Annotated in this window: 13 protein-coding genes, 1 other RNA gene and 1 pseudogene; 2 read left to right on the forward strand and 13 right to left on the reverse strand. The window is 42.1% G+C overall.

Annotation, left to right across the window (positions count from 1 at the left end):
* The first annotated feature begins 346 nt into the window (after positions 1 to 346).
* The gene (locus G1O98_RS30450; protein WP_163936142.1) at positions 347 to 802 is read left to right on the forward strand and encodes a helix-turn-helix domain-containing protein; all 456 of its coding nucleotides are present in this window, start codon (positions 347 to 349) and stop codon (positions 800 to 802) included.
* A gap of 640 nt (positions 803 to 1,442) precedes the next feature.
* On the opposite strand, the gene ssrA is transcribed toward G1O98_RS30450, so the two are convergent.
* The 11 genes and pseudogenes from ssrA to G1O98_RS40300 form a co-directional block, all read right to left on the reverse strand.
* Positions 1,443 to 1,832: a transfer-messenger RNA gene (gene ssrA / locus G1O98_RS30455) on the reverse strand.
* A 451-nt stretch (positions 1,833 to 2,283) separates the two neighbouring features.
* Positions 2,284 to 3,231 (reverse strand): F0F1 ATP synthase subunit gamma, encoded by a 948-nt coding sequence (locus tag G1O98_RS30460; protein ID WP_114086146.1) that lies wholly within the window; start codon positions 3,229 to 3,231, stop codon positions 2,284 to 2,286.
* A gap of 98 nt (positions 3,232 to 3,329) precedes the next feature.
* Complete coding sequence (gene atpA, locus G1O98_RS30465) at positions 3,330 to 4,850, reverse strand: F0F1 ATP synthase subunit alpha (protein WP_114086145.1); 1,521 nt, start codon at positions 4,848 to 4,850, stop codon at positions 3,330 to 3,332.
* A gap of 184 nt (positions 4,851 to 5,034) precedes the next feature.
* Positions 5,035 to 5,589, reverse strand: coding sequence for an ATP synthase F1 subunit delta (gene atpH, locus G1O98_RS30470; RefSeq protein ID WP_163936145.1), 555 nt, complete (start codon positions 5,587 to 5,589; stop codon positions 5,035 to 5,037).
* Complete coding sequence (locus tag G1O98_RS30475; protein WP_114086143.1) at positions 5,586 to 6,158, reverse strand: F0F1 ATP synthase subunit B; 573 nt, start codon at positions 6,156 to 6,158, stop codon at positions 5,586 to 5,588. The genes atpH and G1O98_RS30475 overlap by 4 nt, the downstream gene beginning before the upstream one ends.
* A 193-nt stretch (positions 6,159 to 6,351) precedes the next feature.
* The gene (locus G1O98_RS30480; RefSeq protein ID WP_163936148.1) at positions 6,352 to 6,783 is read right to left on the reverse strand and encodes a F0F1 ATP synthase subunit B'; all 432 of its coding nucleotides are present in this window, start codon (positions 6,781 to 6,783) and stop codon (positions 6,352 to 6,354) included.
* 182 nt (positions 6,784 to 6,965) lie between these two features.
* The gene (gene atpE / locus G1O98_RS30485; protein WP_012411162.1) at positions 6,966 to 7,211 is read right to left on the reverse strand and encodes an ATP synthase F0 subunit C; all 246 of its coding nucleotides are present in this window, start codon (positions 7,209 to 7,211) and stop codon (positions 6,966 to 6,968) included.
* A gap of 148 nt (positions 7,212 to 7,359) precedes the next feature.
* Positions 7,360 to 8,121 carry a F0F1 ATP synthase subunit A gene (atpB, locus tag G1O98_RS30490; protein ID WP_175586935.1) on the reverse strand — a complete coding sequence of 254 codons (762 nt, stop codon included), beginning with the start codon at positions 8,119 to 8,121 and terminating at the stop codon, positions 7,360 to 7,362.
* A 60-nt stretch (positions 8,122 to 8,181) separates the two neighbouring features.
* Positions 8,182 to 8,664, reverse strand: a complete 483-nt coding sequence (locus tag G1O98_RS30495) for an ATP synthase subunit I (protein ID WP_163936151.1) — start codon at positions 8,662 to 8,664, stop codon at positions 8,182 to 8,184.
* Between the two features lie 507 nt (positions 8,665 to 9,171).
* Positions 9,172 to 10,353 carry a class I SAM-dependent methyltransferase gene (locus tag G1O98_RS30500; protein WP_163936154.1) on the reverse strand — a complete coding sequence of 394 codons (1,182 nt, stop codon included), beginning with the start codon at positions 10,351 to 10,353 and terminating at the stop codon, positions 9,172 to 9,174.
* 82 nt (positions 10,354 to 10,435) lie between these two features.
* Positions 10,436 to 10,504 (reverse strand): annotated as a pseudogene (locus G1O98_RS40300) (element excision factor XisI family protein); the annotation flags it as partial.
* Between the two features lie 92 nt (positions 10,505 to 10,596).
* Between G1O98_RS40300 and G1O98_RS30510 the strand changes: the two are divergent.
* Positions 10,597 to 11,328: a 2-phosphosulfolactate phosphatase gene (locus G1O98_RS30510; protein ID WP_163936157.1), complete on the forward strand. Its 732-nt coding sequence runs from the start codon at positions 10,597 to 10,599 to the stop codon at positions 11,326 to 11,328.
* Between the two features lie 88 nt (positions 11,329 to 11,416).
* Here G1O98_RS30510 and galE read toward each other — a convergent pair whose 3' ends face one another.
* A complete protein-coding gene (galE, locus tag G1O98_RS30515) occupies positions 11,417 to 12,433 on the reverse strand; it encodes a UDP-glucose 4-epimerase GalE (protein WP_163936160.1) in 1,017 nt (338 codons plus the stop codon).
* A gap of 10 nt (positions 12,434 to 12,443) precedes the next feature.
* Positions 12,444 to 13,856, reverse strand: a complete 1,413-nt coding sequence (locus tag G1O98_RS30520; protein WP_163936163.1) for a sugar transferase — start codon at positions 13,854 to 13,856, stop codon at positions 12,444 to 12,446.
* Positions 13,857 to 14,511: the final 655 nt, after the last annotated feature.

The raw sequence follows: 14,511 nt of genomic DNA on the forward strand, positions 1-14,511 counted from the left end.
GTATTGAATATATTTTTGTTTCAAGCAATAATATTGTTATGTGAAATATAAAATTTATGTGAAGTCGAGGAAATAGATATTTTTTGGATATAGTTAAGAAAAATTTCCAGAGATGAGTTGAATAAAAAGGAAGAAGGCTTCTATATATATGTTTTTCTTCTCATTCCAATAGAAAATAGCGTAAAAATTATTTTTAAAGTTTCGATAAATCACCGTAGTCATAGGAATAATTGGAGAATTTTAATGATACAGTCCTTTATTATCGACTTTAGACATTAATTAGAATAACGCTAACAAATTCTTAAGAAAAGATGGCAACGATTAACTGTGTAAAAGGTTATTAATTATGGGATGCAGATTAAAAGTCTTTCTAACTGAGCAAGAAAAGCTGACTTTAGAAGAGTTAAGAAAAGCCAAACATGTTCCTCAACGTACCAAGGATCGGGCTCAAGTCTTACTGCTAAATAATCGTGGCTTAAAAAATGAGCAAATTGCTAAAGGTTTAAACTGGGCAATTTCAACAGTACGTCAAACCCTTCATCGTTGGGAAAAGATGGGTTTAGCAGGTCTGTGGGATGCTCCTGGCCGAGGTGGAAAACCTCGATATTCAGAATCAGATTTGGTTTATCTAGAAAATTGTTTAGCTCAAGAGTCACAGACTTATAACTCTAAACAATTAGCAAAAAAACTGGCATCTGAACGCCAGGTAAGCTTGAGTGCAGATCGGTTACGACGGGTACTTAAACAAAGGGGAAGAAGGTTTGGAACTGCACGCAAACAACCTCAAGAACAGAATCATTAAAGCCTCTCGTCACTCTTGGTAATTTCCTCAATGCAAAAGTTGGGCCAGGATTGGTAGGCGATCGCATATCTTTACTACAACGATAGTAATAGTAAAACTGAAGAGGCGATCGCTTTGGCGTTTCTCCCAAAGTCAAAGGCTGCTGGGGCTCTGTTACGGATTAAATCACCGGACAAGGTTTTGCAGCAATTAGCAAAGCAAGGATTTAGAACGTCGAACTTTTGCTTTGAACCTTGATGATGCAGACCAAGAAGATTTTAATAGCCTGAATAAACTTTGGTAAAAATTAGCACATTGATAGTGATGTGGCTCAGGTATATCAAAGTGCTAAATAATTTAAGTAGGGCAAAATGAACATCCTTTCATCAGAAAATGCTGAAAGTCCACTAATTTTAGATTTGGATTTTGAATTGCTTCCTTTCTTGGCTCCACTCGGTCTCAATACGGTTCGGTTAAAGGGGAAAGGGGAAAGGGACTCATGTTTTGAATACATCCTTGCCCCTTTACCCAGACCACAAGGAAAGTGAAAAATGCTTATCCGAACCGTATTGCATTCGGTCTATTGATTTAACATATTTAGACAGCACAAAACAAAATCCACCTTGATATAAGATTATCAGGTGGACTTGTTATTTATTCTTAGTGGATCCGAGCAGAGTCGAACTGCTGTCCAAATTGGGTATTGACCCCCCGCTCATTCACAGGTTTAGCCTTTCTGACCCTCAAGGCGGGAATCGTTCATTATCCCGAACGTAGGATTCTCTGATTTAATCTTAGCTAGCAAGCCAACCAGAGAACGCTTACTAGAGCATCCGTTGGGGTTTGGTCTTCAGTCCTTAACGGAGTCAGACTAAAGACGCTCGAACCTATAAGAGGTGTTTAGGCAGCTACTAGAGCATCCTTACGAGCAAAGTTAACGATGTTATTCGCATTTACTTTTTGTTTGAGCCTTTGATTTCCGAGAGGAGACTCACTCTCGACCTGAATCACAGAGCAGCGTTCGCCAACCTGTCGAAACCGTGACGGACCCATGCGCTTCATACTTCGATTATAATACGCGATTCTTGAATTTGTAATTCGTAATTCGTAATTCGTAATTATCAATGCCGCTAAAGGCGGCAAGGCAGAAGGCAGGAGGCAAGAGGCAGGAGGGAAACTTCTCCCATAAAGGGAAGAGGTTTGAACAAGGACACATCTTTTCTCGTGCGACGCATTGCACTTCGTGCCGCAACGCTTTCGCAAAGAATGTTTTTAATTTTTTTGCCCACAAGGGGAGCCACTGCGGTCTTGGCTCGTAGTCAAGATGAGCAAGTGGCGTGCAAGGTTTGTACCTTTTTCTTCCTTCTGCCCTCTGCCTCCTGCCTCCTGCCTTTCTTTTATCAAAGTCAGAATATATGGCTTTACTTAGTCAAAATAGCCAATCGCTAATTTTAAAACCATTAGCAATTGGCTATTTTCCATAATCCACAACAAATATTTTCCTAAGTTAGTGCTTCAGCACCACCTACAACCTCTAGGAGTTCTTGGGTAATGGCAGCTTGTCGAGCTTTGTTGTAAGACAGTGTGAGGGTATTAATCAATTCGCCCGCATTTTCACTAGCATTACTCATAGCTGTCATCCGCGCTGCTAGTTCACTAGCCGCAGATTCTTGCAGCGCCCGCAATAGCTGGTTACTCAGATACAGGGGCAACAGAGAATCGAGGATCTGTACTGGATCTTGCTCGAAAATCATGTCAGGAGCCAACGCGCGGACTTGGCTAGCCACTTTCTCCCGTTCGACTTCAAATTTACCGCCACGGGTTGTCAAGCGGAAGATTTCGTCATCACCCGCTTCTAGACCTTGCGGATCGAGGGGCAGTAAGGTTTGGATTACAGGACGGGAGCTAACCAAGGAAAGAAATCTGGTATAGATTAATTCGATGCGGTCTACTTCTTCCGAAAGGAATAAGGAAAGTAGTTGATCGGCAATCTGATTGGCTTCGGCTGCGGTGGGAATTTGCTCTAAGCCGCTATAGGTGGCATCAATTGGCTGATCACGGCGTTGAAAGTACTGTGTAGCTTTGCGCCCGACGATCACAAATTGATAGTTTAAACCTTCTGCCTTGATTTCCTTGGCGCGGTTTTCTGCACGACGGATAACGTTATTATTGTAGCCGCCGCATAAACCGCGATCGCCTGAAATTACCAACAGCCCGACTGACTTAACTTCTCTTTTTTTCAGCAGTGGCAGGTTTGCTTCTTCAAACCGTAGACGGCTTTGCAAACCATACAATACTTGTGCCAAGCGATCGGCAAAGGGGCGAGTCGCTAGTACTTGCTCTTGCGCCCGACGCACTCTAGCCGCAGCTACGAGACGCATGGCTTCTGTGATTTTTTTGGTGTTTTTGACCGACTGAATGCGATCGCGTATTGCTTTTAGATTGGCCATATTTTTAAGTTCTAAGTCCTTAGTCAATAGTCAACAGTCAACAGTCAATAGCCATTAAGTTATTTACTAATGACTAATGACTAATGACTAATGACTAATTACGCTGCTGCTTTGAAGGTCTTCTTGTATTCGGTAAGTGCTTCCTTCAAGGCAGCTTCTTCTGCATCACCTAGTGCTTTGGAGGCTCTTACTCCTTCGGCATACTGGGTTTTACCAGTCTTTAAGTACTCCCGCAGACCTTGGGTAAAGGTGGTGACTTTATCTACAGGTACATCATCTAAGTAACCATTGATACCAGCGTAAAGAATTGCTACTTGCTCGTATACCGAGAGTGGCGAATTTTGTGGTTGCTTGAGGAGTTCGCGTAACCGTTGACCACGTGCCAACTGGTCTTGAGTGGCTTTATCTAAGTCAGAAGCAAATTGAGCGAAGGCTTGCAGGTCGTCAAATTGGGCTAGTTCCAATTTAATCTTACCGGCAACTTTTTTCATTGCCTTGGTTTGCGCCGCAGAACCCACGCGGGATACCGAAATACCTGGGTTCACAGCTGGACGGATACCAGCGTTAAATAAGTCAGAAGATAGGAATATCTGACCATCGGTAATGGAAATTACGTTTGTGGGGATGTATGCCGAAACGTCACCAGCTTGGGTTTCGATGATTGGTAGGGCGGTCATGCTGCCTTTACCTAATTCATCACTTAGCTTGGCGGCTCTTTCTAACAAACGAGAGTGAATGTAAAATACATCTCCGGGGTAAGCTTCGCGTCCGGGTGGGCGACGTAGCAGCAAGGACATTTGGCGATAAGCTTGGGCTTGCTTGGAAAGATCGTCGTAAATTACTAGGGTAGCTTTGCCTTTGTACATAAAGTACTCGGCAATAGTTGCGCCTGTGTAAGGAGCTAGGTATTGCAGTGTTGCTGGTTCACTGGCGCTAGCGGCGACGACAATGGTGTAATCCATCGCGCCTTTTTCTTGCAATGTCTGCACCACGTTAGCTACGGTGGAAGCCTTTTGACCGATCGCAACGTACACACAAACTACATCTTCTTCTTTTTGGTTGATGATGGTGTCGATCGCGATCGCAGTTTTACCGGTTTGGCGATCTCCAATAATCAATTCCCGTTGACCGCGACCGATGGGAATCATTGAGTCAATAGCTGTAATCCCCGTTTGCATAGGTTCGTGTACAGATCGACGAGCAATGATACCAGGCGCTGGAGATTCAATCAAACGGCTTTCTGAGGATTTGATGTCTCCCTTACCATCAATGGGACGACCTAAAGCGTCTACAACTCTTCCAATTAAGGCTTCTCCTACTGGAATTTGAGCAATTCTACCAGTAGCGGTTACAGAACTACCTTCTTGAATTTCCAGCCCTTCACCCATCAACACCGCGCCCACGTTGTCTTCTTCTAAGTTTTGGGCGATGCCAATTGTGCCATCTTCAAATTCTAAGAGTTCCCCAGCCATAGCCTTTTCCAGACCATAGATCCGGGCAATACCGTCACCTACTTGTAGGACAGTACCAACGTTAGCAACTTTGACCTCTTGATCGTATTGCTCGATTTGTTGTTGGATAATGCTGCTAATTTCGTCAGGTCTAATTGATATGCTCATGTGTCTATCTTGTTTGCTTTCGAGACGGAAAAATTAATTCAGTTAGGAGTTAAGAGTTAGGAGTTATAAGTTAAAAATGCAAAAATTACAAGTTAAAAGTCAAAATAAATTACTATTTACTTAACTCCTAACTTCTAACTCCTGTACAGACGCGATTAATCGTGTCTCTCTAACTCCTAACCTTCTAGCTATTAGTTAAGCGTAATGAAAGGCGACGCAGCTGACCCCGGATACTGGCATCAATTACCTGCGAACCTACTTTAATAATCACACCACCAATTAACTCACTGTCTACCTTTGTTTCTAGTTCTACCTGGCGAGCATTACTGATGGCAATCACTTTTTCGGTGATTGCCTGCTGTTGAGCTTCTGTGAGGGGAACGGCTGAAATTACTTCCGCTAATACGGTTTGATTCAGCTGCCGCAACAGCGCCAGATATTGTTGAAAAATCGATTCCAAGAATGCAATGCGGCGTTTGTCTACTAGTATCAACAAAAAGTTGCGTAAGTAGGGGTTAGAGCCTTCACCGAGTATTTGTTTGATGAGAGCTTTTTTGTTCTCAGCCTGAATAAACGGGTTGCTGAAGAAGTTGTGTAGCTGTTTGTCTGCTCTGAGCAGTCCCAGGAAAGTCCGCGCATCTTCCCCGAACTCTTCTGTCAAATTTTTCGATTGCGCTATTGACAAAAGTGCCTGTGCGTAAGGTTGGGCTACTTCGGCTGCCGCTACCTGACTTGTCATACATTGCCTCCCAGTTGTGCGATGCTACGATCAATTAAACTTTGTTGAGCATCGTCGGCAATCCCGCCTTTGAGTTGCGATTCGACTTTTTGCAATGCTAGTGTAGCAACTCGTTGCCGTAGTTGAGCGATCGCTCGTTCGGTTTCGCTGTTTAAATCTGCTGCTGCTGTTTGTTTCAAGCGTTCTACGTCTTGCGCTGCTTTCGCTAACAAGGCTTCTTTCGCTTTTTGAGCATTTTCTACGGACGATTGGCGGATACGTTCTGCTTCTGCTTGAGATTGCTTCAACTGCTCTTGCGCTTGGGAAAGGGCGGTCTTTGCCTCTTTTAAGCGCCCTTCTGCTTCCTGAATTGCGGTGGCAATATTGGATTGTCGCTCGTTCAGGATATTGCTTAAAACTTTACGTCCGAAGTAGAATAGTATGCCAACCAGAATCGCTAGATTGATCAGATTGGTTTCAAAAATGTCTAGGTTTAGACCGAAACCACCTTCTGCTGCGCCTTCTGCCAATTCAGAGTGAACAGCGTTCGCTTCTGCGGCAAGTAATAAGAATGTCCCCATGATACCCATTTACAAGTGCGCTGCTCGCTTGCTAATACGTTGTATTTTCCCCAAGGGAAGGAAATTTAAGTATCTTTTCCCTGTCAGGAAATTAAGTATCTTTCCCAAGAAGGGAAAAAGTGCCTTTTTTGACACTTAAATTTTGCGCTCTGGACTAGGGGCCAGTTGCGCGTATGCTTTACACAGAACCAATCTCGTTAGCTTATCTAACTGGAGTTGGCCCCAATAGTTTTTCTAGAATCTGCCTACTTAGAGCATCAACTTGTTGCTCTAAGGTGCTAAAAGCTTGTTGCTTTTGTTGTTCTATTTCAACAGAAGCTTGTTCTCGTTGAGACTGAGCTTCCTTTTGGGCTTCAGCAATTTTTTCGGCAGTAATTTTCTTAGCTTCAAGTTGAGCAGCTTCTACAGTAGCTTGCGATTGTCTGCGAGCGTCTGCGAGTTGCTGCTCATATTCGGTAGCCAAGCGCTCGGCTTTAGCCAAGCTCTCCCGCGCCTCAAGGGTATTCGTTCGGATATAATTATCGCGATCGTCTAGTACCTTGGTCAGTGGCTTATAGAAAATTGCATTCAACACAGCTGCTAATAGCAGGAATTGCAATGCCATGAAGGGCAAGGTAGCATCGAAATCAAACATTTGTCTCCTCTTTGGCTGGAGTAGCAGTTTTCATGGCTAGCAACATCATCCAACCTTTCATATTTTAGAGACCCATAGCCAACAAGGGTCAACTGAACATTATAACTATTGAGATACCCAAAACGTTTTGATTGTAGAGGCGTGATGATTCACGTCTCCACACTCGCAAAAATTTTCAGGTATTAGCCGAAGGGGTTAGCGAACAGCAATACCAGGGCAATTACTAGACCATAGATAGTCAAAGATTCCATGAATGCCAAGGTTAATAGCAGAGTACCGCGAATTTTTCCTTCTGCTTCAGGTTGACGAGCAATACCTTCTACTGCTTGTCCAGCAGCGTTACCTTGACCAATACCAGGGCCAATTGCAGCTAAACCAATCGCTAAAGCAGCAGCGAGAACTGAAGCAGCCTGAACTAATGGATCCATGTTGATTTTCCTTGCTTTGATTACAAAACTAACAAAAGTACGTTAACGATTAGAAACGTGGTTTTCACGCTGCACATGAGTTCTTTGATCGCGCTTTGCGATGTTTTGAGCGAATATGCTCTTGAAACTGTGCTATCAACTGAGAAGTTTAATGCTCCTCATGCTCATCTCCGCCATGCCCCTCCATTGCCTCATGAATGTATGCTCCGGCTAGGGTGGCAAAAACCAGGGCTTGAATGGCGCTGGTAAATAAACCCAAGGCCATTACAGGCAGAGGTACAAATAGAGGAACTAGCAGCACCAACACCGCTACTACCAATTCATCCGCCAAAATATTACCAAATAGCCGGAAGCTTAGGGAGAGGGGCTTGGTGAAATCTTCGAGAATTGCGATCGGCAACAAAACGGGTGTTGGCTCTATATATTTCTTAAAGTAGCCTAAACCCCGCTTGCTAAAACCCGCGTAAAAATACGCTAATGAAGTTAGCAGTGCCAATGCAACAGTCGTATTGATGTCATTGGTAGGAGCTGCCAATTCGCCTGAAGGTAGCTTGATGAGCTTCCAGGGAATTAGCGCACCTGACCAGTTCGATACGAAAATAAACAAGAATAATGTGCCAATAAATGGCACCCAAGGGCGGTACTCTTTCTCACCAAGTTGGTTTTTGGCCAAATCACGAATAAATTCTAGGGCGTATTCCATCAAATTTTGGATGCCCTTGGGAATTCTTTGTGCGTTGCGAGTAGCAGCTATTGAAGCCACTACTAAAATGCTAATCACAAACCATGAGGTGAGAAAAACTTGCCCATGAATTTTAAGATTGCCCAACTGCCAGTAGAAATGATGACCTACTTCTAATTCGGCGAGGGGAAAAGAATTAAAGGCGTTTAAGACACTAAGCATTTGCATTCTTCAAGCATTTTCCCCAACGATCGAGGATGGGATTACTATCTTTGTGAGCCTGACTTTTTAAGAATCAGGAATGAACGCAATTTGCACCATATAGACGAGGAGCGTGGCTTTGTAAGTTAAAAATCCCAAAAATATGGGCAAAATCTGTAGCTCACGCCATTGAGTTGCCACGATCATGACTCCCATAAATAGAGCAAAACGAGTTTTGCTCAAACTGGTTTTTTCACTACCAAGTTGCTCAACGTCTCTAGCCAACATTTTTAAGTAAACCACACCTGTACACGCCCCAATTAAATAATTTAGGGCAATGTTTAAGGAATAAAAAATCCACACAGAGATAAAAATAACCCCCGTCAAGACAAGCGTGATTACCAACAATCGCTGGAAGAGTTGATAAAACTCTTGCATAGAGTTACCTGATTCTGTGTCTCCAGAATCAGTTTTAGCATCTTGTTGCGTTGTCGGAGTGGGCGCAATTGATTCGTCTGACAAGCTCACGAGACTTGAAACCAGTACAGTTAAATTATGATGACTGCACATTCAGTCAGCTGAATCATATCACGATCCGGTAACAATACTTTAGGAAAAAACAATTAACTTCTTGGCAACGTTACACAGTTAGTAAAATCGCGCTTCCAGAAGCGAGAGAGCGGCTGATGATGTAAAAGACTGTGTGGGTCAATAATCGAATAATAGCTGCCTAAAAATTCAAAATTTCTTCCAATTCCAGCTTTTTTGAGTAGAGTATTGTCCTCCAAAGTCGTTACATAGCATCTTGGTGTTTGAAGTAATTGGGTGTCAATAAAATCAACTGGTGCTTGAGGAGTGTATGGGCGTACCGCAAATCAGAAATCGGAGAGTAGCGGCTTGTCATTAAGCAGCGCACCACTGCTGAATTTCAGAAAACTCCAACTTTTGGGATTTAGAATACCCGTTTGTTGGGCACTTTCCTAATCTACATTAATTTACCAAAAGTGGTGATGGGCGATCGCTCATCACCATAAGTATAAATTGCTTTTATTAAGCCAGTGTTGAATTGGAGGCCGATTAAGCAGGTGTTAATAATATCAGTTGCTGCTGAAGAAGTTTTCTTACTTCATCTAATCCCAGTTGCACATCAACCAAAATCTCTGCAACCGTTGAATTCGCATCACACTTTTGCATAAATTCAAACTCTGGTTCAGATAAATTAACAATCTGGTAATTGTAGTTAAAGAAGCATTGACTGGGAAATCCTTCAATACAAGGATTAAGTTCGGGAATCGCTGCTAATAAAGCTTTGTCGTCTGACCAGTCAGTTTTAACTAAGGGAGGACGGCCAAGGAAAAACTCATAATGAGTTACTTCTGGATCTAGTAATTCTATCAGGCGATAAAGCTGGCGATCGCTCAATCCTTTTGCCCGTTCTACTAACTCTGGTGCTTTGCCCAAAAGTCTCTCTAAATCCCAGAAACTCGGATTCGAGAAACCAATAAACTCCAATCCTGAAGCATCAATTAATTCAAACAGCGTCTCAATGTTGTAGTCAATTTCCTGGGGATGAACGTACATATCCGCAAAGTTTTCATCCTTGTGGTTTTCTAATGACCAACGTTGCTTATCGTATTTGACAATTCGATTATTTTCTGGTAGAGAAGCGAATATTTGTCGTCCGACTTGGACACCATCGCGGTAGTCGCCTTTTTTGTCACCTTGCAGAAGTGTGATCGCTTTTTGCATGAGTTGAATTTCCCAGCGTCCCAACTCTCCGTACACAAAAATGTGCATCAAGCCGCCTGGGGCTAACTTCTGCGCCAAAGCTTGAATACCGCGAATCGGATCGGAGGTATGGTGCAAAACACCAACACAGTTAATTAAATCAAATTCACCCGGTAACTGTTCCACATCAAACAAGCTGAGGTGATGAAACTCAACACGGGTAGCACCAGAACGTTGACAACGTTCTTTTGCTACATCTAAAGCCCCAGTACTGAGATCAATTCCTACAACAGAAGCCTGGGGATTGAGATGAACCAGGTACTCTGTACTTACCCCTGTACCGCAACCTGCATCTAAAATCCGAATATCTTGCCTTTGGGGTTTTTGACCTGTGCAAAAATTATGAGCGGCTAGCCAATTCCAGCGCCAGTTATAGCCTGGAGGTGGTTCGTCCAACAGGGCTTCCGGCGGAAACGGATATGTATTGTAGAGTTTGGCAACAGCAGCACTAACGGTTTGGGAATCGGACATGATGAGGAATAACGCAGCATTTCTGAGTTTAGCGGATAGTGGATGATTAGAGCAAAGATTACTATTGCTTATTTTCTACTACTTATCCAACAGCAAAGTCAGTAAATTGGCGTTTATAAGGAGCATGAAATCCTAATACAATATCTTCTTTAGCTACTCGTAGATGACTACAAACCTTTAAGAATTTACACTGCTTTACTTATCTATGGTTTGATTTTTATCATATTGTCTTTTGCCGCTCCAATGATTTATAACCAATCAGAGTTCAATTTACGCTGTGAATGGGGACCGCAAGGAGTTGCTGAACTTGCTCCCATCAGTGATGTAGTTGTGATAGTTGATGTTCTCTCTTTTTCTACTTGTGTAGAAATTGCCACCAACAACGGCGCGATAATTTTTCCCTACGCATATAGAGATGAATCAGCCATAGATTATGCCAAGTCAGTACAAGCAGAATTGGCAAGTCATAGACAACGTTGGACTACAACTGGATATTCTCTCTCGCCAAAATCGGTAGCTGAAATTCCTGCTGGAACCAGACTAGTTTTACCATCACCTAATGGTTCATTTCTGACTTTACATACAGGAAATATACCAACTTTGGCTGGTTGCTTGCGAAATTGCCAAGCTGTAGCGCAGTTTGCTCAAAAGTATGGCGACAAAATCGCTGTAATTCCTGCCGGTGAGAGGTGGAAAGAAGATGGTAGTTTACGTCCTGCATTTGAAGATTTAATTGGTGCTGGGGCAATTCTTAGTTATTTAGATGGCAATCTATCACCAGAAGCTGAAGTTGCTGTGACAACATTTCAGGCTTTTCAGCAGGATTTACTAGAGTACTTGAAAAAATGCAGTTCGGGTAAAGAGTTGATTGAAAAAGGTTTTGAGTTAGATGTTGAATTATCAGCCGCCTTTAACATAAGTAATTGCGTGCCTTTATTTAAAAATAATGCCTATCTAAACGTGGAAATTTTTTGATTGAGTCAATTATAGGGACACTATATGAGCCGTCGAATTCAAGTTATCTAAATTCCAAAAAGAAGGTTAATTAGGTGCCAAGTTTTAATTATGCGTATGCCATATTTAGATGCCTTTGTCTTGCCAAGTTACTCTTATGTTTTTCCCAAGTAATAGTTGTGTCGATAATTTCGTCTAAATCATTGTGCTTTGGTTGCCAACCCAAAACTCTACGGATTTTATCAGCACAAGCTTCAACACAGGCAGGATCGCCCGGACGACGTGGTGCGGCAATAACGGGAAAATCGACACCAGAAATAGCCTTGACTCTCTCAATAACTTGTCGCACGCTGTATCCTTGCCCATAACCGCAGTTGAAAATTTGGCTTTCACCTCTTTTTTCTAAGTAATCTAAAGCATCTAAATGAGCAGTCGCCAAATCCTCTACGTGGATATAGTCTCGGATTGCGGTTCCATCAGGCGTAGGAAAATCAGTACCAAAAATTCGTACTTCTGGCTTACGCTTGAGTGCCGCATCACAAGCAGCCCGAATCAAGTGAGTGGCATTCGGTGACATTTGCCCCAATAGTCCACGTGGTTCGGAACCTGCTACATTAAAGTAACGTAGAATTACGTAGCGCATTGAAGATGCTGCTGCATAGTCCTGGATCAGCCATTCACTCATCAACTTGGAACGTCCGTAAGGATTAATCGGCTGTGTAGGGTTCAACTCAGTAACAGGATTTTCTTCTACTTCCCCATACACTGCTGCTGTGCTGGAGAAAATGAACTTGTTAACACCCATTACGCTACAGCAGCGCAGCAAATTTAAAGTGTTGCGGGTGTTGTTCGCATAGTAATCGAGTGGATGAGCTACTGATTCTGGAACAATCAGACTAGCGGCAAAGTGTAAGACTGCGCTGAATTCATGCTGGGCAAAAACTTGATAAAGATGCCCGGTGTCTACTAAATCCCCAATAATTAATTTCCCGTGTAGTACGGATGCTGGTGAACTTGTAGAGCAGTTGTCGTAAACCACGACATCATAACCAGCTTCCCCCAATTGACGAACTACATGGGAGCCAATGTAACCAGCACCGCCAGTTACCAATATTTTCTTTTTCATTTCCTTTTCCTTATCTACCTTTACCTAACAAAACAACTCGAATCGTTTTGAAGGCGATCGCTAAATCTAACCAAATGGAATAATTTTTGATGTAATACAGATCGTAAGAAAGCTTTTCGTAAGCATCTTCAATAGATGCTCCGTATGGATACATAACCTGTGCCCAGCCTGTAATTCCCGGTTTTACCAAATAGCGTACTTCATAGTAGGGAATGGCTTGTTTGAGTTTGACATCAAATTCTGGCCGTTCTGGACGAGGCCCAATCAGACTCATTTCACCCTGTAAGACGTTCCATATTTGAGGTAATTCATCAATACGTAACAAACGTAGCCAGTATCCGAGTCTAGTGATCCGTGGATCGCGTTGACTAGCCCACTGCGCCCCCAACTTTTCTGCATCCTGATACATGGAGCGAAATTTATAAACTCTAAATGGTTTACCGTACAACCCACTTCTCTGCTGACTGTACAATACTGGGCCAGGACTATCTAATCTAATTAGTAATGCAACCAACAACAGAAGTGGTGCAACTAATACTAGTAAAAAGAGGATCAATATGAGATCGACAACTCGCTTCAGTTTCATACTGAAGTAACCAGGCATTAGGTTAAAACCATCGCTAAAAGCCAACCATTTATCTTGTAGGAGCGATGAAGGAAGTTTATACCAAAATGTTTGGTAAACATCCGGCAATGTATAAACTGGAATACCTCGCAACCGCATTTGCATTAACTGTTGTGCTTGAGATTGGGAAAAATTTATCTGAGCTGTAACTATGACCCCAGACCAGGATTCTTGACTCCATTGCGACAGATCGCTCAGATTTCCCTGATAACTCAGATTGCTTTTTGGTAAATCTATGGTTGTTTGATTTTCTTCTGCTAGAACAGTCAACTTTCCTAAAGGATTAAGTACCAGCAGTTTTTGTGCAAATTTAATCGCATGATCCCCTGCTCCTAGTATTAACCAACGACTTTTAAGGGCGTGCGATCGCACCCATTTCACTGCTACTACGCGCAATATTACTGCCCAAATGGTAAAGATCCCGATGCTAGGTAAGAAGACGCTCCGCCACGATATTGGATTATGTTTGCCAATACCTGACAAGTAAATTAGGGCAGAAATAAAGAATGCGATCGCAATGTTACAAATAATAATTCGAGCAGGCGCTCTTAAACCTGCAATTTGCCGATCTGGATGGTACGCATCTGCTAAATAAAGTGCTGCAAGTGTCATGCAGACAAATCCGTAAGGCAATGGATTGAGCCAATGTAAAGGTTGATCTAAACGCAACCATTGGGCGATCGCTAAACAAACGAGCAACCCAAGAATATCCCCTAACAAGAGCAATATCGGTAGGCTGCGGATTATGTTGGGCAACCTAGTATTGGCAGGAGAACTGACATAACTTGTAAGAGTCATTGATTTTTTTGATTCTTCAGTATCCTGGTATTTATTTGTTTGTTAAGGCAGCAAGAGATTCAATGATAGTAGTATAAAAATTAGCTCTCTTGTTTCAAAGCATACATAGATCACAAACTTTTGTAATACTCTGTTTTTCAAAAGAATTGGGTATTGAATATTATGGACTGGAAGGGCAGTTGTCAGTGCGCTTACGTGGCATGCATGTATTACATACATCTTACTAAGGTTAGCTGTCCAAGCTTTATATTTGCATGATGCCATGAATATCGTCAATATAAAGTTGAAATTTAATTAACACGAATTTACTTAAAAATACGTATTGACATATAGATGTAATTTTGGTAGTAAATTGTTCAGCATAGTAAAATACTGTTAATAAATCAGTATAAAATAGTGTAAAAATTAAGGATGCAGTAATGTAATCTTCCCTGTTTGCAAGAGTTTGCGTTTTTATCAAGGCGTAAATACTAGTTAAGTCAATAACACCAGAGCAAGCAATATTTTTACGTACTAATACTTGATAAATAAAAAATTTTAAAACATATATAAAATAAGATAGAAGTTATCTAATTTAGCTTGTGTACTTTTATATACCCGTAGTAAAAGGTTATATGAAGGTTAAAGTTTTATTTAATTTAAATACTTGTCAAAG

The sequence above is a fragment of the Nostoc sp. UIC 10630 genome, assembly GCF_010747425.1.
Classification (GTDB): Bacteria; Cyanobacteriota; Cyanobacteriia; order Cyanobacteriales; family Nostocaceae; genus Nostoc.